Source organism: Apolloniradiicaulis salifontis, from assembly GCF_053756655.1.
On sequence record NZ_CM132387.1, the window covers coordinates 2670257 to 2690533 of the forward strand.

The 20277-nt window shown below is 66.4% G+C and carries 18 protein-coding genes; 4 read left to right on the plus strand and 14 right to left on the minus strand.

Features of this window, described 5'->3' with window-relative positions; translation table 11 throughout:
• Positions 1-28 precede the first annotated feature (28 nt).
• Positions 29-2644 (minus strand): bifunctional aspartate kinase/diaminopimelate decarboxylase, encoded by a 2616-nt coding sequence (locus ACWCOP_RS12720; RefSeq protein WP_478248662.1) that lies wholly within the window; start codon positions 2642-2644, stop codon positions 29-31.
• Positions 2645-2774: 130 nt separating this feature from the next.
• On the opposite strand from ACWCOP_RS12720, the gene ACWCOP_RS12725 reads away from it, so the two are divergent.
• From ACWCOP_RS12725 to ACWCOP_RS12735, 3 genes are all read left to right on the plus strand, one after another.
• Positions 2775-4055 (plus strand): alkaline phosphatase family protein, encoded by a 1281-nt coding sequence (locus ACWCOP_RS12725; RefSeq protein WP_478248663.1) that lies wholly within the window; start codon positions 2775-2777, stop codon positions 4053-4055.
• A gap of 93 nt (positions 4056-4148) precedes the next feature.
• Positions 4149-4364, plus strand: a complete 216-nt coding sequence (locus tag ACWCOP_RS12730) for an AMP nucleosidase (protein WP_478248664.1) — start codon at positions 4149-4151, stop codon at positions 4362-4364.
• A gap of 84 nt (positions 4365-4448) precedes the next feature.
• Positions 4449-5864: an AMP nucleosidase gene (locus tag ACWCOP_RS12735; protein WP_478250689.1), complete on the plus strand. Its 1416-nt coding sequence runs from the start codon at positions 4449-4451 to the stop codon at positions 5862-5864.
• Between the two features lie 179 nt (positions 5865-6043).
• Here ACWCOP_RS12735 and ACWCOP_RS12740 read toward each other — a convergent pair whose 3' ends face one another.
• The 11 genes from ACWCOP_RS12740 to ACWCOP_RS12790 all read right to left on the minus strand — a co-directional run bounded on the left by ACWCOP_RS12740 (position 6044) and on the right by ACWCOP_RS12790 (position 15361).
• Complete coding sequence (locus ACWCOP_RS12740; RefSeq protein ID WP_478248665.1) at positions 6044-6361, minus strand: hypothetical protein; 318 nt, start codon at positions 6359-6361, stop codon at positions 6044-6046.
• A gap of 85 nt (positions 6362-6446) precedes the next feature.
• Positions 6447-6806: a hypothetical protein gene (locus ACWCOP_RS12745; protein ID WP_478248666.1), complete on the minus strand. Its 360-nt coding sequence runs from the start codon at positions 6804-6806 to the stop codon at positions 6447-6449.
• Positions 6807-6869: 63 nt separating this feature from the next.
• Positions 6870-8183: an ATP-binding protein gene (locus ACWCOP_RS12750; protein ID WP_478248667.1), complete on the minus strand. Its 1314-nt coding sequence runs from the start codon at positions 8181-8183 to the stop codon at positions 6870-6872.
• A 3-nt stretch (positions 8184-8186) separates the two neighbouring features.
• Positions 8187-8897, minus strand: a complete 711-nt coding sequence (locus tag ACWCOP_RS12755; RefSeq protein WP_478248668.1) for a response regulator — start codon at positions 8895-8897, stop codon at positions 8187-8189.
• Between the two features lie 43 nt (positions 8898-8940).
• Entirely contained in the window at positions 8941-9414 is a 474-nt protein-coding gene (locus ACWCOP_RS12760; protein WP_478250690.1) for an adenine phosphoribosyltransferase, read from the minus strand.
• A gap of 114 nt (positions 9415-9528) precedes the next feature.
• Positions 9529-10374 (minus strand): YihY/virulence factor BrkB family protein, encoded by an 846-nt coding sequence (locus ACWCOP_RS12765; protein ID WP_478248669.1) that lies wholly within the window; start codon positions 10372-10374, stop codon positions 9529-9531.
• Positions 10375-10447: 73 nt separating this feature from the next.
• Complete coding sequence (locus ACWCOP_RS12770; RefSeq protein ID WP_478248670.1) at positions 10448-10672, minus strand: hypothetical protein; 225 nt, start codon at positions 10670-10672, stop codon at positions 10448-10450.
• Between the two features lie 10 nt (positions 10673-10682).
• Positions 10683-11198: a hypothetical protein gene (locus tag ACWCOP_RS12775; RefSeq protein ID WP_478248671.1), complete on the minus strand. Its 516-nt coding sequence runs from the start codon at positions 11196-11198 to the stop codon at positions 10683-10685.
• Positions 11195-13987 (minus strand): class I SAM-dependent DNA methyltransferase, encoded by a 2793-nt coding sequence (locus ACWCOP_RS12780; protein WP_478248672.1) that lies wholly within the window; start codon positions 13985-13987, stop codon positions 11195-11197. Before ACWCOP_RS12780 ends, ACWCOP_RS12775 begins: the two co-directional genes overlap by 4 nt.
• Positions 13984-15092 (minus strand): IS3 family transposase gene (locus ACWCOP_RS12785; RefSeq protein ID WP_478247734.1). Its coding sequence is split into 2 segments (ribosomal slippage): positions 13984-14828 and positions 14828-15092, totalling 1110 coding nucleotides; the frame shifts between segments, so codons are not numbered across the junction. The genes ACWCOP_RS12780 and ACWCOP_RS12785 overlap by 4 nt, the downstream gene beginning before the upstream one ends.
• A 32-nt stretch (positions 15093-15124) precedes the next feature.
• Positions 15125-15361, minus strand: a complete 237-nt coding sequence (locus tag ACWCOP_RS12790) for a hypothetical protein (protein WP_478248673.1) — start codon at positions 15359-15361, stop codon at positions 15125-15127.
• A gap of 163 nt (positions 15362-15524) precedes the next feature.
• On the opposite strand from ACWCOP_RS12790, the gene ACWCOP_RS12795 reads away from it, so the two are divergent.
• Positions 15525-17672 (plus strand): penicillin acylase family protein, encoded by a 2148-nt coding sequence (locus ACWCOP_RS12795; RefSeq protein WP_478248674.1) that lies wholly within the window; start codon positions 15525-15527, stop codon positions 17670-17672.
• Here ACWCOP_RS12795 and ACWCOP_RS12800 read toward each other — a convergent pair.
• Both ACWCOP_RS12800 and ACWCOP_RS12805 read right to left on the minus strand, forming a co-directional pair.
• Positions 17654-19174, minus strand: coding sequence for a bifunctional aminoglycoside phosphotransferase/ATP-binding protein (locus tag ACWCOP_RS12800; RefSeq protein WP_478248675.1), 1521 nt, complete (start codon positions 19172-19174; stop codon positions 17654-17656). The two genes, ACWCOP_RS12795 and ACWCOP_RS12800, sit on opposite strands and share 19 nt — an antisense overlap.
• The gene (locus ACWCOP_RS12805; RefSeq protein WP_478248676.1) at positions 19171-20247 is read right to left on the minus strand and encodes a lycopene cyclase family protein; all 1077 of its coding nucleotides are present in this window, start codon (positions 20245-20247) and stop codon (positions 19171-19173) included. The genes ACWCOP_RS12800 and ACWCOP_RS12805 overlap by 4 nt, the downstream gene beginning before the upstream one ends.
• Positions 20248-20277 lie beyond the last annotated feature (30 nt).

Below are 20277 nucleotides of genomic sequence, written 5' to 3' on the forward strand. Positions count from 1 at the left end.
CCTGCCTTTGCAGAACAGGCGCTCGTCATCACACCGCACCCATCAAGGGGAGGGGGCAGCCGCCGCCCAAAATCACCGTCTCCCCTGCCGGCTCCCGCAGATTATACCGCGAGGCCATCACCGCGCCGTAGGCGCCGGCTTCGGCGATCAGCATGACGTCGCCTTCGAAGGTTTCCGGCATCAGGCGTTCGGCGCCCAGGAGGTCCGCGCTTTCGCAGATCGGACCCACGATGGAGGCGAGGCCCGAGGCCGCTTCGCCCAGCCGCGTGAGGTTCGCCATTTCGTGGCGCGCGCCATAGAGCGCCGGGCGGATGAGCGAGTTCATGCCGGTGCCCAGCCCGATGAAGCGCGCCCCGAAGGCGTGCTTGACCTGGGTGACGCGCGACAGGAGCACGCCGGACTCGGCCACCGGATAGCGGCCCGGCTCCATCCAGATCTGGTAGCCGGGATGGGCGCGTTTCAGCGTCGCCACATCCTCGTCCACTTTTGACAGATCCAGCGCCGGCGCGTCGGCGTTTTCGGGAACGCCGAGCCCGCCGCCCACATTGAGGATCTCCACATCTGAGAACCCTTCGGCGGCCTTGGCGAGGATCGCGCCGATCTCGCGCCAGTGTCCCGGCTCGGTGACGCCGGATCCGGCGTGGGCGTGCAGACCCACCACCGTGGCGCCGGCCTTCGCCGCGGCCTCGCGCGCGTCGGAAAGGGCGGCGAGCGGAATGCCGAACTTCGCCTTCGGGCCGGCGGTCTTCACATGCTCATGGTGGCCGCGGGCGCGGTCGGGATTGATCCTGAGGATCACCCGCGCGCCCTTGAACACGTCGGGCCATTCAGTGAGCGGATGAAGCCCGTCAATGGTGAGATTGACGCCCAGCGCCCGCGCCGCCTCATATTCGGAGCGATGGGCGAAATTGGGGGTGAACAACACCTCGTCCATGAGAAGATCGGGGAAGGTTTCGCGCAGGCGCGCGATCTCGCCCGGCGACACGCATTCAAACCCCAAACCGGCCTCGCGGATCGTGCGCAGCACGTCTGGATGGTTGTTGGCCTTCATGGCGTAGAAGGCGCGGTCGAGACTCTTCAGCCCCGCCACGGCGCCGGCGCGATTGCGCACGGTGTCGAGGTCATAGACATAAAGCCCGCCGGTTTGCGGCGCGGCTTTCAAAAGCGCGTCGCGCTTGCCCATCCACCACGGATCCGGGCGGGGCTCGCGATTGCGGGCCGGGCCTTGAATCTCCGACCAGCTGGGGCCAAAGACCGGGCCTTCCGGCGCCGGGCCGATGAGCTCTTCATGCAGGCGCGCGGCCAGGGTGCGGCCCTCGCTCTCATTGACCACCACGGTGAAGTTCAGGTCGTTGGCCGCCTGGCTCACCAGAAGGATCGGCTTGTCCTGGAACATCTCCAGCGCCGGGGCGAGCTGGTGCAGGATGCGCCTTATGCCATAGCCCAGAAGGCTCACGGCGGCCGCATTTTCGATGATCTTCACCCGGCACAAAGGCTCCAGCGCCGCCCTCAGGCGCGACAGGCGCGCCTGATCAAGGCCGGGATCGGGATCAAGGCTCACGGTGATGTTGGTTTCCGACGTGGAGACCAGATCCACCGACACGCCCACCGCCTTGAACGCGGCGAACACCTCGGCCAGGAAACCCGCCTGGCGCCACATGCCGGAGCCTTCCATCACCACCAGGCGCACGCCGGATTTCACCGACACCGCTTTCAGGCGCGGCGCGTCGTCGCCGGGCTCGGACGTGATGGCCGTGCCCGCAAGATCAGGGCGCAGGGTGGAGCGCACCTCCATGGGCACGCCGGCGCGCCGGGCCGGGCCGATGCAGCGCGGATGCAGCACCTTGCCGCCCATGGTGGCGATCTCCTGGGCCTCCTCATAGGACAGCGCCCGCAAATGGCGCGCCCCGGCGGTGAGGCGCGGATCGGCGCTGAACAGGCCCGGCACGTCGGTCCAGATCTCCAGCTTTTGCGCTTGCAGCTTGGCGGCGAAATAGGCCGCCGAGGTGTCCGATCCGCCCCGGCCCAGAAGGCAGGTCTCGCCGCGCCCATTGCGGCAGATGAAGCCCTGGGTGAGCACCAGAGTCTCGCCGGACAGGCGCTCTGCAAGCTCACTGTCCGCAGCGTCGGACACGGCGTTATCGAGATAGGCGCGGGCGTCCTCGCCGTCATTTTGCGCGGCCAGCGCCTCGCGGGCGTCAAGGCCGGACGCGGTGAGGCCTTCGGCTTCAAGGCATGCAAGGCCCAGCCGGCTCGCCATCAATTCGCCCAGCGCCAGAACTTCAGCGCGCACGCGCGGGCTCGCCTCGCCGATCAGCGCCACCCCGGCGCTGAGCCGGTCCAGGGTTTCAAACGCCGCAGACAGGAGCGCGTCGGCGTCGAGCCCGGCCTTGGCGGCGAAGTCGCGATGGATTTGCTTGACCGCGTCGGCCGCCGCCTCGCCGCGCCCCGCCAGCGCTTCACCGGGCAGCGCTTCGAGGGCGTTGGAGACGCCGGCCAGCGCGGAATGGACGATGAGGACCTTGCCGCCGTCTTGAAGGCGCACCTTCGCCAGCGCGGCGATGGTGGTCCAGCGCGCGGGATCGGCGACGGACACGCCGCCAAATTTCATCACGGTCCAGTCATAGAGGCGGGGGGCGGTCATGGGCGTTGGTCCTGTTGGGGAAAGTGACGACCCGCATAGCGGTTTTGCTGCACTGCGGCCAGATCGCAATTGTCACAGAGAGGTCACCTCGACCGCCTATCACGGCCCTGGTCAGAATGGGGATTCGATGATGACCGCTTTACGCACCGTTGCGGGGCTCTGCGCCGCCCTCGCGCTCACCGCCTGCGTTACGCAAGCGCCGCACGCCACGCCGTCCCGGGCTGCGTCCGAACCGGAACGCGTGCTCCTGATCGGGCTCGACGGCCTGCGACCCGACATGGTGGAGCGCTACGGCGCGGCCAATCTGCAGGCGCTGGCGGCGCGCGGAACGACCGCCGAGGCGATGATCCCGGTCATGCCGTCGGTGACGTTCGTGAACTTTTATTCCATCGCCACGGGCCTCTATCCGGAGACCCACGGCATGGTGACCAACGCGCCTTACGACTCCGGGACCGGCGAGACGTTTGTGAACGGGATCTCCACCAGCGATCCCAAATGGTGGGGCGGCGAACCGATCTGGATCACCGCGGAGCGCCAGGGCCTGGCCACCGGTGTGATGTTCTGGCTGGGATCTGAGACCGCCATCGACGGCGTGCGGCCCACTGACTGGTCGCCCTATGAGCATGAAAAGCCCTATCAGGAGCGCGTCGATACGGTGCTGTCCTGGTTTGATCGTCCGGCCGATGAACGTCCGCGCTTCGCCGCGGTGTATTTCGACCGGGTGGACACCGCCGGTCACGCCTTCGGCCCCGAGGACGCCCGCACCGCGCAGGCCGTGGCCGAGGTGGACGGCTATGTGGGCCAGCTGGTGGAGGGCCTGCGCGCGCGGGGCCTGCTTGAAACCACGAACATCATGGTCGTCTCCGATCACGGCATGGCGCAGCTGGATTTTGACCAGACCATCGCACTCGATGAGCTGATCGACTTCGACAGCCTCCACGCCCCTGAGATGGAGGGCCGCCACGGCGCCGGCCTTCGTCCTTTCGTGACGATGTTCGGGGAGCCCGCCGCCATCGATGCGGCCCATGACGCGTTGAACGGCGCCCATCCCCGGATGCAGGTCTGGCGGCGCGGCGAAACCCCGGACCGCTTCCGCTTCGATCACCCCACGCGCGGCCCGGACCTGTTCGTTCTGGCCGATGTGGGCTGGGCGCTGAGTGCGCCGAGCCTCGTCACCTCCCCCCGCGCGCCCTATCCCGGCGTCCATGGCTATGACAACGCAGCACCCGAGATGGCCGCGACCTTCATCGGCGCCGGTCCGCGCTTTGACCAAGGGATAAGCGCCGCGCCGTTCGAGAACGTCAATCTGTACGCCGTAATGGCGTGCGCACTGGAGCTGGAGCCGGCGCAAACCGACGCCGATCCCGCCGTCGTGGCGCGGCTCACCGGCGGACGCTGCGGCGCGGATTGACCCTGGAGTGAACTTCTCGCGCGCGCCGCGCTTTAAACCGGGCCTGGAAACGGCTATCCAGCGAGGGATGACTGATTTGAAAGGAGGCTCACCATGGCCGACGAACCGCACCGCATCACCTTCCTGGCGAAGACCTTTTCCGCCGCAGCGCTGGAATTTCACCGCGGACGCATGTCCGAGCGCGGATACCGCATGGAAGGGCGAATCGAGCCCACCGTGTTCCACTCCATCGAAGAGAACGGCGACACCAAGCCGGCCTTCAACGGCGATCCTTTGTTCACCGTGACGTTCGTGAAGCGCGAGGACTAGGTGAGCTCGGCCAGCCTCGTTTCCGCAGAAGCGGTCGCCAAGACCTTCAAGAAGGCCGCAACAGCCCAGGAAGCCGTGGAGCGCATGGCCGAGCTCTATGAGGGCTCGGTGACGGCCCTGCGCGACGAGCTGAAAATCTATCTGGACGGCGGACCGCCGCCCAGCGAGGCCGAGCGCTACGCCGGCGCGTTCTCCTATCCGGAATTGCGCATCACCTATCTGCCCGAAGGCGCCGTGCCGCCGGTGAGCCGGGCCTTCGGCAAGTTCTCCGAAGCCGGGGTCTATGCGCGCACCGTGACCAATCCGGCGCGCTTCCGGCGCTATCTTGTGGAGCAGATCGAGCTTCTGGCCGGTGAATACCCCATCAAGATCGAGACCGGCCTGTCCACCCAGGAGATCCCCTTCTCCTACGTGCTGGACGGCGCTGAGGGCCTCGACATGGATGCGGCGAGCCCGGCCGAGCTGGTGCGCCACTTCCCCTACGCCGATCTGGCCATGGTGGACGACGCCCTGCCCAATGGCGACCGGCCTAGCCTGCCGGGGGTCCCGCGTCCCCTGTCGCTGTTCGATGCGGCGCGCACCGATTATTCGCTCCAGCGCATCAAGCATTATACCGGCACGCCCAGCGAGGATGTGCAGGATTTCATCCTGTTCACAAACTATCACCGCTATGTGGACGCCTTCGTGGAGTGGGCCGCCGAGCAACTGAAGGGCGATAACGACTACGAGGCCCTGTCCGCCGCCGGCTTCGTGCGCGTCACCGCGGACTCCGAAGATCCCGTCGGAGAGATCGCGGCCGCGCCGTGGCGGCGCTTCCAGATGCCGGCCTATCACCTGGTCGCCCCCAACGGGCGCGGCATCACGCTGGTGAATATCGGGGTGGGACCGTCCAACGCCAAGACGATCACCGACCATCTCGCCGTGCTGCGGCCTGAATGCTGGCTGATGGTGGGCCATTGCGGCGGGCTTCGCCATTCCCAGCGGCTGGGCGACTATGTCCTGGCTCACGCCTATCTTCGATATGACAGCGTGCTGGACAAGGATCTGCCGGTGGAGATCCCGATCCCGCCCATCGCGGAGATCCAGGTGGCCCTGCAAAAGGCGGTGGAGACGGTGTCCGGCGATTCCGGCGAGGCGCTGAAGCGCCGCCTTCGCACCGGCACGGTGGTCACCTACGCCGACCGGAACTGGGAGCTGCGCTATCTGCAGGAGGCGCGGCGCATCAACCAGTCGCGCTCCATCGCCGTGGACATGGAAAGCGCCACCATCGCCGCCAACGGATTTCGCTTAAGGGTGCCCTACGGCACGCTTTTATGCGTATCGGACAAGCCGCTCCATGGCGAATTGAAACTGCCCGGCGCGGCCAATCGCTTTTATCAGAAAAGCGTCAGCGAGCACCTGGCGGCGGGGATCGAGGCGGTGGAGAGTCTCAAGCGTGAAGGCTCGGCGGGCCTGCACTCGCGCAAGCTTCGAAGCTTTGACGAGCCGCCCTTCCGCTAGAGCATTTTCAGCGAAAGTGGGTACCGGTTTCGCGGTTCGAAAAGGCGACAAGCCAAAGAGTTAGAGCGATATTGGTCGATCAGAATCGACCGAAATAGCTCTAGTGCGCGCTTTACCGCCTCTATGCGGGTCTCGCGCCGACGCCCCTGCCGCGCGAGCCGCGCCGGACGCCGTGATCCCTAGCGCCCGCCCTTCATGGAGGACGGCACGGCCGCGGTGAGCATAGACAGCACGATGGCCAGGATGATCCGGGCGAACACCGTGAAGAACAGCAGGAGGATCGCGCCCTCCTCGATCAGCAGATCGAGCCAGACCCGGTACTGGACCGGAATGTCGGGCTGGACGATCACGGCCTCGAATTCCTTGGCGCGCTGAACCATCCAGTTCAGGCCTTCGGGATAGAGCAGGGCCAGCGCGATGAGCATCACGTAGGACAGAACGAACGACAAGAAGATCGTGAAAGTGGCGTTGGCGGTGCGCCCGAGAATACGGCCCATGGTGAAATCCCTCGAATGGCTCGCTCCGGCCCCCCCGACCGATGCGTTACCCAAAGCTTAACACTGCAGCCCCGCTCTGTAACGCCTACTCGACGCGGGTGATCCGCGCCGGCGAGCCGTCGGGCGTCCAGGCGCGGCTTTCAAAGCGCTCGCCCACACCCACATCGCGCCAGGGCATGCAGGTTTCGTACTCCATGCCGCGCGGAGGCCGCACGATGACGCACAGCGTCCGCCCGTCAAATTGCCAGAAGCCGGTGGCGCCGCGGCTGTCCTCATAGCGTCCGCCGCGCCGGAACTGGGCGTTATAGCGCCCGTCTTGCGTCTCCACGGCGTAGACGCGGCCCTCAGGGCCCAGCGCCTGCGCGCTCGCCGGCGCCGCCGTGCTCGCGGCGAATGCGGCCAGCGTCAACATCGCCGCCAGTGCAAAGCCCAGAAAATGTTTCATGTTGGCGCTCCCCGGCCAGCCATAGTCACGATCTTGAAGCGCGACGCAAGCGGCGGGCCAGCCTCAGATCGGCAGGCTGACCCGGGCCCGAAGGCCGCCCAGAGGTGAATGCTCCAGGCGCAGCTCGCCGCCATGGGCGCGCACCGTGTCGCGGGCGATGGCGAGCCCCAGGCCGACGCCGGTGCGGTTGGCGTTGCGGCTTTCATCAAGCCGGCTGAACGGGCGGAACGCCTCTTCGCGCGCTTCCGGCGCGATGCCCGGACCGTCGTCATCGATGCAGATATCCGCGCGCAGGCCGTTGCGGCGGGCGCTCAAGGTGACCGTCCCGGCGTGGGCGGCGGCGTTCTGGACCAGGTTGGCGAGGGCGCGCTTCAGGGCGTTTTCGCGCCCGTGCACGCTGAGCCCCTCCTCCAGATCCAGCTGCAGATCCACGCCCTCGCGCGCCGCGTCGTCGCCCAGGGTCTCGCACAGCACCACCAGGTCCACCCGGCCCGGCTCCTCGCCGGCCTGACCGCGGGCGAAGGCGAGATATTCCTCCAGCGCCGCCTCCATCTCCGCGATGTCGCGCCTCGCCGCCTCGCGCTCGTCGCTGGCGGGCATCATGGCCAGCTGCAGGCGCAGGCGCGTCAGCGGCGTGCGCAGATCATGGCTGACGCCGGCGAGCAGCTGGGTGCGCTGCTCCATATGGCGTTTCAGCCGCCCGCGCATGTCCATAAAGGCGAGCGCGGCCTGGCGCACCTCGCGCGCGCCGGCGGGCTTGAAACGCTCCAGATCCTGGCCGCGCCCGAACGCCTCGGCGGCCTCGGCGAGCTGGCGGATCGGCTTGACCTGATTGCGGATGAAGATGATCGCCACCGCCGTCAGCAGCAGGCTGGCGCCGAACAGCCAGATTACGAAGATATGCCCGGTGGTGGCGAACACCCGGTCGCGCACGGCGATGAAGCGCAGCACGTCGCCATCCACCGACACGCGGATGTCGACATATTCAGGATAGCGCGTGGTGTCGAACCAGAACGCATCGTTGAGCCGGGCCGAGAGGGCGCTGCGCAGCGTGCGGTCCAGCACCCGGAAGAACGCCGTGCGCCGGCTCGCCGGCAGGGCCTCGTCCTCGCGCAGGTCCACGCTGAGGCCCGTCGTGTCGAAGGCCGTGCGCGCGATCTCGTCAAACCCGGACGGGCCGGCGCGCTCATAAAGCGCCACCACCATGGCCACGTCGCCGGCGACGCTCTCCGACAGCCGCGCGGTGGTGGTCTGCCAGTGCTGTTCAAAGAACGCCCACGTCACCGCCACCTGCATCAGCGCCACCGGCAGCACGATGATCAAAAGCGAACGCTGAAACAGGCCGGTGGGCAGATAGCGCTTGATGGACAGCCGCATGGCCTAGGCCCGCCGATCGCCGGCGGTCACCGGCTCGGCCACCAGCTTGTAGCCTTCGCCGCGCACCGTCTGCACCCAGACAGGCGCCTTGGGATCGGTCTCCAGCTTGCGGCGCAGGCGCGTGATCTGCACATCCACCGCCCGCTCGCCGGCGCCGTTGGCGGCGCGCTCCGACAGGGTGAGGCGCGACACCGGCTCGCCCGGCTCGCTGGCGAGCGCGGTGAGCAGCGCCGCTTCGCCCCCGGTGAGGCGCACCGACGCGCCCTCGCGCACCAGCTGGCCGGTGGACAGCGTGAACCCCCACGGCCCGAAGCGCACTTCTCTGGGGCCTTTGCGCCGCGGCCGCGCCCGGCGCAGGATCGCCTCCACGCGCAAGACCAGCTCTTCGGGCTCGAAGGGTTTGGCCAGGTAATCGTCGGCGCCAAGACTCAGCCCCTTGATGCGGTCCTCCGGCTCGCCGCGCGCGGTGAGCAGAAGGATCGGCGTATCAGAGCTTTCGCGCACGGTTTCAGTAACCTTAAAGCCGTCCACGCCCGGCATCATCACGTCCAGGATCACCAGATCGAAGCGCATCTGGGACAGCAGCGCCAGCGCGGTTTCGCCGTCCGGCGCCGCAGAGACGCGCAGGCCCCGCTCGCGCAGGAACTTCGTCAGAAGCTCGCGGATGCGGTCGTCGTCATCGACCACCAGAATGTGGGAGGCGCGGGTCTGCATGGCTTCAATATCCGCCGTTTCTCCGCAGAGTCCAACGCCGGTCCTAATCGCCCTCGAACGCCGTGAGGCAGGCCGACTTCACGCCCATGGCGTCAAGGCGCTTCGTACCGCCAAGATCGGGAAGATCGATGACGAAGCTGGCGCCGACCACTTCGGCGCCGGCCTTGCGCAGCAGCAGGATCGCGGCCTCGGCCGTGCCGCCGGTGGCGATCAGGTCGTCCACCACCAGGATGCGTTCGCCGGGCGCCACGGCGTCGGTGTGGATCTCCACCTCGTCGACGCCGTATTCCAGCTCATAGGTCTGGGACAGGGTGGTGTGGGGCAGCTTGCCCTTCTTGCGCACGGGGATGAAGCCCACAGAGAGCTGGTGGGCCACGGCGCCGCCCAGAATGAAGCCGCGCGCCTCGATCCCGGCGACCTTGTCGATCTTGGCGCCGGCATGGGGAAAGACCATGGCGTCCACGGCGCCGCGAAACGCGCGCGCATCACCCAGCAGCGTGGTGACGTCGCGGAACATGATTCCCGGCTTGGGGTAGTCTGGAATCGTCCGGATCGCCTGCCTGATATAGTCGTCCACGCCGCCCCTCCTTGGTTCAAAGCGCGGCGAGCATCGGCGCGGCGGTCCATGGGGTCAAGGGCGCCCGCCCGGCTCCAGCTCAGCGTTCAGCACTGCGCCGAAGCACACGATGAAGGCGCTGATCCACATCCACAGCATCAGCACCGCCACCGAGCCCAGCGCCCCGAAGGTCGCATTATAGTCGGCGAAATTGGCGGTGTAGAGCGAGAACCCGAAGCTGGCGACGATCCACAAAAGGGTGGCCGCCACCGCGCCCGGCGCCAGCAATTTCCAGCCGGGCTTGCGCTTTCGGTCCGGCGCCCAGCGATACAGCGCGCTTAAAGCCAGCGCGAACAGCGCCACCGCGATCACCCAGCGCGCCGCCTCCACGCCCGCTTCAGCCAGCGTCCCAAGGCTCACCGCCGCCAGGACGGCCGGGATCGCCCCCACCAGGATCAGCGTCGTCACGGCGTAAAGAATGCCGGCGACGGTGAACAGAAGCGCCACCAGATTGCTCTTGATAAACCCGCGCGTGTCGCGCTCGCCATAGGAGAAATGCATCGCCGCGATCAGGGCGCGCGCCCCCTTCGCCGCGCTCCAGAACGCCACGAGCAGCGCGATCCCGGCGCCCAGGCCCAGCCCCGCGCCGGACCCGCCGGCGATGCGTTCCAGCTGGCCGGAGATCACCTCCCATGCGGCCGGCGGCATCATCTCGCCAAAGCGCGCCAGGCGCGTTTCGATCTCGCCCGGCTCTGCGATCAGGCCCCAGATCATGATCGACGCGCCAAGGGCGGGAAAGATCGCCAGAAAGCCGAAAAACGCCACACCCCCGGCGATGAAGGACAAATTCTCCTGCCCCGCATCCGTCGCCGCGCGGCGCACCGCGGCCACATACCGGTTGGAGAGGATGGCGGACACCATGGCGGACCTCGGCTTTTTGCTTGGCCTTATCTAGCGAACGAGGCGGGGGCGGGGTTCCGTCAGGCGGTCCGCCTTACCCCTTACCCGCCCGCGCCTGATTGGGCGCGAACAATTTCGCCAGCACATCATCGTCCGACAGGTCGGCGGGCCAGCAATGGGCGCCCGCCAGCGGCTCATACAGCGCCCGGTGGGCGTGGTCGAGCCAGGCCGGGCGCTGATTGTGAAGATTAGTGAGCGTGCGCTCTTTCAGCACCGCCGCAGCTGCCTCGTCCACCGGCATGGTGTCGATGTCGGTCATGGCGTCTCGATCATTCATAGTGTTCAGGAAATCGCTTTGCGTGCCATTCGTCTAGAAATGGCGCGAGGTGTCGGTAACGCTCCCAAATAATCTCGAGCGCTGGCCTCAGGCGTTCACCAATGGGATCACTTCTTAGTCCTGCGCCTGCTTGAGCGACGCTGCGAACCCAAATGACTTCCGTTTCCAGAAAATCGAGTTGTTCAGAAAGCCAGGACATCCATTCCTCTAAAACCCTCTCCGGCGCCAGCTCCGGGAACGGCAGTGCTGGATCAGTCCTGGATGTTGAGTATCGCCATATCGCCGCGAGGATATCGTGCAGGTCCTGGACGTCGCGGTGATCGAAATGGCCGCGTTTCTCAAAAAGGGCGTCGGAAAAATCGTCGCTCACATCAAGCACTCGGCAGGCGAAGAGATACGCGTTGCTAGCCCGGCTGGCGATCAGGCCAACGGCATCGCCATACGCATCGTTTTGGACGTCTTTCACATCCTCGGCGTGATCGCCAGGAAAACTCTCCGTGATGATCATGCCTTCCCCGCCCGCGCCTGATTCAGCGCAAACAGCTTCGCCAGCACATCATCGTCCGACAGGTCGGCGGGCCAGCCATAGGCGCCCGCCACCGCCTCATCCAGCGCCCGGTGGGCGTGGTCGAGCCAGGCGGGGCGCTGATTGTAGAGATTGGTGAGCGTGCGCTTCTTCAGCACCGCCGCCGCTGCCTCGTCCACCGGCAGAATGCGGTCGGGATAGCCGGCCACCACCTCCGGCTCGCGGCGCACCAGATCGGGCGGGTTCAGCCAGTTTTCCCGCAGCTCATTGAGCCGCGCCGCCGCCGCCGCGATTTTCTGGGCGCGCGGATCCTCGGCGTAGTCAGCGGCGGGAAGGTCCGGGGTCAGGCCTTCTGGGAAGGGGAAGGTCTCGAACGTGGTGGTCGGCGTGTAGCGCGGGTCGTTGCCCTTACCGAGCCACGTTCCCATGCGCAGCGACCAGAGTTCGTGGAAGCGGGAGTGGAGGATTCCGAAGGTGGTGTCGTCGTCTCGGGCGATCGTTACCACAAGGTTAGACGGCGTGATGTTAGTTTCAGAAAAGCGGAAAATTCTATGCTTTGAGACAAGTGGTGTAACGATCATCCGGCTAAGTGGCCTGACCGCCTCGAAGAGTTCAGGCCTGCTTCTCCAGTGGCGCCACCAATTATCCTGAAGCCATTCTGAGTCCCGCGGATTTCTAACATTGTTTTCTGTGCGCGCTGGTTTGACCACCCGCGAAAGGTGCTCGAAGGGCAGCTCGTATGCTGACGCATCAGCCTCGTCGTGAACATTTAGATTAATGATCCATCGATCACGATGGCGTCTGATAATCTCATAGCTATTCCAGTAAGGCGTGAGTATTTCAGAGTTGGTCCTACCGTTCGGATTTGTCGGCGCGGTTAGAAACCGCCGCGCGGTATCGCCATCTACATCGAATTCTCCAGAAGGCTGGAAACCAATGAATGAACGAGCAGCGTTCTCACGCAGCACGACTGCCTTGGTAATATCCGTCTGCGACGTGCCCGATTGACCGGTTAGGTCCGCCCATACCGCCTCGACGGCAGAACCATTTAATGTCGAATTTTCTGCGTGGAGAGAGTAGCAGATCAAGGAAACTCTCACCGCCGCACCATCGACTACCCATGGCTCGTCGGCCCAAGCATTATATATTTTTGCGCCATCAACGATCCGCTCCAATATTTTCCGGTTCGCACCCCCTCTTATCGAATTGGTCGAAACAAAGCCGACCCGCCCGGCACGCTTTAAACTCAGAGCGGCAAAACCCTTCTCAAACCAGTAACAAACAAGATCGGAAAATTTGGGCAGGCGCCCCGAGAAGATTTGGCGAAGCCGGTCAACATAGTTGTCGCCGAGATAGCTCCGCATCCGCTTCCCGCCCAAGAACGGCGGATTCCCCACGATTACGTCGGCTTCGGGCCATTGCTTCTCCGTCCAGTCCTCGCGGTCCAGATGCTCCACCACCAGGGCGTCGGCGTTCTCGATGGTGTCCAGCGGGCGCAGGACAGGGTTCGTATTGGCGGAAAAGCCGTTCTTCCTCATCCACTGGATCTCGCCGATCCAGACCGAGACGCGGGCGAGCTCGGCGGCGTAGGGGTTGATCTCGATCCCGCGCACGCATTCCGGCCCGACGCGGGGAAAGCCGCGCGGCAGGCCGAGGGATTCCGCCTCCAGATTGGCGCGGTGTTCGATATCCTTCAGGGTGAGCAGCGCCAGATAGAGGAAATTGCCCGAGCCGCAGGCCGGATCGAGCACCCGGAATTTCGCCAGCTTTTCCATGAAGGCCGAATGGACCTTCTCCGCGCGATTGCGGGCGGCGGAGCGGGCGGTCTTCGATTTTGCGGTCTGCGCCTTGGCCAGCTCGGCCTCGATCTCGGCTTTCGCGCTCGCCCATTCCGCCTCCAGCGGTTCCTTGATGACCGGGTCGATGATCATCATGATCTTGTCGCGGTCGGTATAGTGAGCGCCCAGCTGGGAGCGCTTGTCCGGGTCCAGCCCGCGTTCGAACAGCGTGCCGAGGATGGAGGGGTCGATCTCCGACCAGTCGAGCTTGGCGGCGGTGAGGAGCGTCTGGATATCGGCTTTCTCAAGCGGCAGCACGGCGTCGGAATCAAACAGGCCGCCATTGAACCAGTGCACGCTTTCAAACCCGACGCGGCGGTTCTTCGCCTCTTTTGCATGCATGGCTGCGAACAGGGTGCGGGCGTTGTCCTCGAAATCCTCCGGCGCGTGTTCGCACTGCTCCAGCATGCGCTGGAACATCTTTTTCGGCAGCAGGTCCACGTCCTCGGCGAACATGCAGAAGACGAGCCGGTTGACGAAATGGGCGACGCGCTCGGGATCATTACCCCGCTCGCGCAGGCGGGTGGCCAGCGCCGCGAAGGCGCCGGCGGCCTCTTCGGTGAGCGCCTGGCGGGTCTTGCCGGGTTTCAGCTTGTTCGGGTCTGAGAAGACCGCCTTCAGCAGGTCGCGCTTCGAAGCGTCGCGCAGATCCTCCAGCGAAAGCTCATGGCGTTCCTGCACCGTGTTGGTGAAATTTGTGGTGATGATGAAGCGGTCGGTGTCGCACACCACCAGCAGGGGCGGGTTCTCCAGCGCCACGGCGTACTGGCGCAGCTGGTCCTGGGCCTTGTCGAGGTCTTTCTTCTTGCCTTTGTACTCCCAGCCGAAATGGTGGCGCTTCCAGACATCCGCCCAGCCGTCGCCGCCGCCTTCCTTGGCCGTGAGCTTGACCCCGTTTTCGGGCCACGGGGAGTTGGAAGATCCCCGTGTCATGGCGCCAGGGCGGGCTGCGTGAGCCCTGACGCTTTTCGTGCCTCCGCAGGCGTTCGGTAGCCGATGGCGCTGTGCGGACGCTCGGTGTTGTAGTCTCTACGCCATCGCTCGCATTTTCCGCGGGCGTCGGCAAGATTCATGAACCAGTGGGCATTAAGGCATTCCGCGCGAAACTTGCCGTTCAGGCTCTCGATGAACGCGTTATCCGTAGGCTTGCCGGGCCGGGAGAAGTCGAGCTCCACCCCATTCGCATAAGCCCATAGATCCAGATCGCGCGAGATGAACTCGGGACCCTGATCGACGCGGATGGACTTGGGATGCCCGTGGCTGGCGCAGATGCGCTCGAGCACGCCGACGACGTCCGCGCCGGTGAACCGCTCGCGAGGTTCGATCGCCGGGACATACCGGGTATACGCATCGATCACGGTGAGGATCCGCAGCCGGCGGCCGTCGTAGAGTTGGTCATGAACGAAGTCCATCGCCCAGACCTCGTTGGCCGTCACCGGATCCGATCGCCCCTCTCGGAGCTTCGCCTTCACCTTCCGCTTCGGCGTCTTATTCCTCAGCTGCAGTCCCATCTCGCGATAAAGGCGATAGACCCGCTTGGCGTTCACCGCCCAGCCTTCCCGCTGAAGCAGGACGTGGATACGCCGGTAGCCGTAGCGAACCCGGGTCTCAGCGATCTCCCGGATGCGCTGGCGAAGCTCTTCCTGGGAGCCGCGCTGGGACTTGTACTGGTAGGTCGAACGATCGGCCCTGAGAACCTGGCAGGCGCGTCGAACGCTGACCCGCCAGGCCGCACGCAGATGATCCACCAGCTCTCGCCGGCGCGCGGGCCTCAGAGCTTTCGGCGCAGAACATCCTGAAGCATCTCCTTGTCCAGCGAGAGATCCGCCACGATCCGCTTCAGGCGACCGTTCTCTTCCTCAAGCTGCTTCAAGCGCTTCATCTCCGACGGCATCAGACCGCCATACTTCTTTTTCCAGTTGTAGAAAGTGGCTTGGCTGATCCCCGCTTTGCGGCAGACCTCTTCCACACGCGTGCCTTCTTCGGCTTGGCGCAGAATGAACGCGATCTGCGCCTCAGTGAATTTTGACCGTTTCATCGGCCTTCTCCTCGTACCAGCAGCCCAAGCCGCTAAACGAGAATTTTCCACTTTTCCGTGGCCGAGAAAACGGGAAGCAGGTCAGCCGCGCCGCGCTCAAAGCAATAGAACTCCCCTTTCGGGTCGATCTCCGCCGGGGTCGGCTCGCCCAGCAGATGGCACAGGTCCAGGAAATGCTCCTGCGCGGCGGAGCGCTCCTTCAGCTTCGAAGGGCCCCACTTCTTGATGAAATATTCCGGAGATACCGAAGGTGCGTGATCGTCAGCCATGGGCCAGAGTGAATCCGATTTATCGCCGCGCGCCAAGGCTGTAGTTCGCTCAGATCCTACACCAAGGAATCCGGGGGGCGGATAAGTCGCGCACAGCCCCCACACCCATTGCTCAAATTCTTCAGCCCTGTACGCTCGCGGTCAAACCGGGGAGGGTTCAATCATGAAACGCATCGCGCTGGGCGCAGGGGTCGTCGCCGCCCTTGTCATCGCCGGACTGTTCGCCGCCGGCCTTCGGCTGTCGCCGCTGCACACACGGGACTTTGACCCGGACGCCGCGATCGCGGCCGCGGGCGCCTATTCGGCCGAGGTGACGCGCGATGAATGGGGCGTGCCGCGCGTCATCGGCGAGACCGACGCCGACGCCGCCTTCGCCATCGCCTGGGCCCATGCCGAGGATGATTTCGCGACCATTCAGGAGTCCCTGCGGGCGGGCCTGGGCGCGGAAATGCTGGCGAAAAACGAGAGCGAGGCGCGCACCGCCTATATCGTCCAGCTCCTGCGCATCCGCGACGATGTGGCGGCCCAGTACGGCGCGCTCAGCCCCGGCGCCCGCGCGGTGCTGGAGGGCTATGCCGCCGGGCTCAATCTCTACGCCGCCCATCATATCAGCGAAGCGGAGACCGACCTGTTTCCGGTGACGGGCGAGGACATTGCGGCGCTGTCGGGCTTCTTCTCGCCGCTCTTCTACGGGCTCGGCGACGTGCTGGCGGCGCTCGCCGCCCCCGACGTGGAGGTTGATCCCACGCGCGGTCAGGCGCTGCAGGTGATGTTGCAGCAAGGCCCGGCCACCGAGCTTGGCTCCAACGCATTTGCGGTGGCGCCGTCAAAATCCTCCGACGGCGCGGCGCGCATCATGATCAACTCACACCAGCCGGTGGACGGGGCGCTGGCCTGGTATGAAGGCCATCTGATCTCGGGAGAGGGCCTCAACGTCGCCGGCGGCATGTTCCCCGGCGCGCCGGCGGTGCATCTGGGCGTCAATCCGGGCCTGGCCCAGGCCGCCACCATCAACCATCCAGACCTCATCGACGTCTATGAACTGGTGCGCGACGGCGACGGCTATGTGCTGGACGGTGAGACCCGCGCGTTTGAAACGCGCACCGCCTCCATGACCGTGCGGCTGTTCGGCCCCTTCGCCTGGCGGGTCACCCGGCCCGCGCACTGGTCGGACCACGGCCCGGTGCTGGAGACCGACAGCGGCGCCTTTGCGATCCGCTACGCCACCATGGGCGATATCGCCTTCATCGAGCAGGCCTACAACATGATGCGGGCGCGCACGCTGGCCGAATTCGAGGCCGCCGTGCGCCAGGGCGCCATGGGCAACACCAACCGCATCGTCGCCACAAGCGACGGCCGCATCGCGCGCTACTATCTCGCCCGCATGCCCGCGCGGCCCGATATTGACGGCGTGGACTGGGAAGACACCCTGCCGGGGGACCGCTCCGAGCTGATCTGGCGGGGGTTCGAGCCGTTCGAGGCCATGCCGCACATGATCGACCCGGCCGCCGGCTATGTGCTGGACGCCAATCACTCGCCCTTCACCGTCACCACCACCGATGACGACCCGGACGCCGCCGACTATCCGGCGCGCTACGGGATCGAGACCCGCATGACCAATCGGGGACGCCGCGCCGTTTCGCTCATGGCGGGGCTGGAGACCGTGTCGCGCGAAGACCTGCTCGCGGTGAAACACGACACCGCCTACGATCCTCAAAGCTATGCCGGGCGGATGCAGGCGCGCATCGCGGCCATGGACTGGAGCGATGAGCTTCAGCCCGCCGCCGACACGATCGGGGCCTGGGACCGGGACACCGATCTTGCCAACACGAACGCCGGGCTCGCCATCATGACGGCCCTGCAGCTCTATGGGCAGGCGCAGGATTTCGCGCAGGTGAGCGAGGCCGCGATCCGCGAGGCGCTGGAGCGGTCTGCAACGCTTTTGCGCGAGCATCACGGCCGCATCGATCCGCCCTGGCGGGAGGTGAATTTCCTCCATCGCGGTCAGGCGCGCATCGCGCTGGCGGGCGGACCGGACACGCTGCGTGCGGTGAACTCCATCATCGATGAAGACACCGGAACCCTGCGCATGGCGTCCGGCGACGGGCTGTACATGCTGGCCGAATGGGCGCCGGGCGCGGAGCTTCCCGAGGTCTTTGCGGTGCACCAGTTCGGCGCCAGCCAGGACCCGGCCTCGCCCCATTATGATGATCAGATGGAGATGTTCGCCGCCCAGGACATGCGCCGGGTTCCCATGAGCGAGGCCGATGTGCGCGCCGCAGCCGTGAGCGTCTATCGCCCCGGTGAGTGATCGCTCACCAGGCGCAGCGCCGCGTCCAGCACCGCCTCGCGGCCCCGGCTTGCGTCAAGGCGCGGCCAGGTGATCTCGCCGGGGTCCCAGGCGGTCTGCTTGTCCACCACGGCGATGTCGGCGTCGCTGGGATCATTGGTGCGCGCGGCCACCCGGTCGCGCAGGATCTTGCGGTCGGCGTCGAGCCAGATCCCGATGAACGGGTTCGCGGTCAAACGGGCCAGTTCCACGACGGCGTCACGGTCCTCGGGGTTGAGATGCACCGCGTCGAGGATCACCGGCGCGCCCGCCTCCAGCGCCGCGCGCGCCTTCGCCCTCTGGCGCTCATAGACCGCGCTCGCCGCCTGTCTGGTATAGGAATCAGGCGGGATCCGGTCGTTCCAGTCGAGCCCCAGCGCCGCCTTGCGCTCCACGTCCGACTTGATCACCCAAAGCCCCGCCGGCCCGCCCAGCTCCAGCGCCAGAGCGTCCGCCAGCGTTGACTTCCCAGACCCTGAAAGCCCCCCCACAGCCACCAGGCGCGCCGGGCGAGGGCGGGCGAAATCAGCAGCGAGATCAAGCCATTGGCGCCCTTCCTCGCTGTCCTCGCCGTCGCGGGTGAAGCTGGCCAGCGCCCGCACCAGAGCGCGCACGGCGCAGAACGGGTCCAGCAGCACGGCGCCCGCAGCGCCGATCCCCGCCTCTTCGCCCGCCAGATATTGACCGGCCAGCGCGGCGGCTTCGGCCCGCAAGCCCAGCCGCGCCAGATCGGCGATCAGAAAGGCGAGATCGTAGAGCACGTCCACGGTGGCCAGCTCTTCGTCGAACTCCAGCGCGTCGAACGGAACCGGCTCACCGTTCAGGCGGACGATATTGTTGAGGTGCAGATCGCCATGGCAGCGCCGCACAAAGCCCCGTTCCGCCCGCGTGTTCAGCACCTTGCGGCTATCGCCGAAGGCGGCTTCAAGATTGCGGGCGACCGCGGCGACACAGCCGGCGTCCGGCGCCGCAGCGGTCAGCCGATCAATGAGCGGATCGAGCACGCGGCGGATGCGGCCATGACCGTCACGATCCTCACTGACGCTGGCGCGCCCATGGATCTTGCGCGCCATGGCCGCAAGCTTGCGCGCCTCCACAAGGTCGAGCCCGCCCGCTCTGGCGATATGGCTGTAGAGCGCGTCCTGATCAAAGCGGGCCATGACCAGCACCGGCTCAATCCGCTGCCCCGGCCCGTCAAGGGCGAGGCCGGCCGGCCCGCGTGTGATCCAGCTCAGCCGGCGATAGATCTGCGGCGCCGCCGGGGCGTTGAGATCCAGCTCGGCCTGAAGCGCGGCGCGGCGCTTTTCCACTGTCGTGAAGTCGAAGAACCCCAGATCCACGGGCTTTTTCAGCTTGTAGGCGGTGTCTGCGGCAAGCACGACCACCGCGCCATGGGTCTCTATCGTGTCCACGGCGGCGCCGTCATGGGTCGCTGGATCGGTGAGGAAATCGGCGATCTCGCGGCTGGGGCCGGCCGCGCTCATGCGCTTTTCCGGCGCTGTTCAAACGGATCTGCGCGGCGCCGCCAGCGCGGCGCTCCGGCGAGGAAGCGCAAACCCGCGTCCGGAGAGAGCCGCGCCAGCATGGCGTTCAGCCACAGAGCGGCGGGCTCCGGCCCGCTTTCAAGCTGCCGCAACAGCTTGCGCGTTACTGCGCGGGCGAACCGGCGCGGTCCGGGCGGAGCCGTCATCCTGCCGCCGCTGTAAAAGCGCGTGGCCGCCGCCTCGGCCCAGCGCGTCAGGCGCAGCGCCTCGACGCCCGGACCAAAGCGCAGGCCCCCGGCGCCGGCGCGCGCTTGCAGCACCGCGCCGCGAAGCGTGTCGGCTTCGCCGGGATCCAGCGGCGCCACCAGGCGGCGCTTGAAGACAGCGGTGTGATTGACGCCCAGCGCCCTGAGGCGGGCGTCGAGGCGCGCCTCCACCCCGTCACCCTGATCACCGGGGCGGGCCAGGCGCACCACTTCGATCAGGACCTCGCCGTCCGGCAGCACCAGCGTCTGGTCAAACCCGACGCCGCCATGGTCGCAAAACGCAGCGGACAGGGTGAAGCCCGGTGCGGCGTCCACATCGCGCACAGCGGCGCTCCAGGCGATCTGGGTCCAGGCGCGCGCCGACACGACCCCGCCATGGACCGGGCGGGTGTCGACGAAAAGCCGCGCACGCGCCGCGCCAAGACTGGTTTCAACGCGCACCGAGCGTCCCTCATTGACCACGCCGTCAATGCGGACCTTCTCCTCAAGGCGTAAGGCCGGTGATCCGGCCATGCGCTCCAGCGCGGCGGCCTGCACCGCCTCGGCCGGCACATGGAACAGACGCACCCGCGACAAAGGCGCCGCGGCGCGGCCGCCCAGGCTCACCGCATCGAAACTGGCGGTGACATGGCCGGACAGGGCGTGGCCGGGCTCGGCGGGAAAAACCCAATGGCGTCCGTTCGTCACGATCGTTCGCGGCTCCAGCACCAGCACCCGCGACCGCAAGGCGGGATGGGCCAGGGCGCCGGCCAGGCTGAGCCCCGCCGCGCCGGCCCCCGCGATGATGATGTCAGCCTCAAGCGTCATGGCGGCCACCATACTCCAGCCCCGAACACG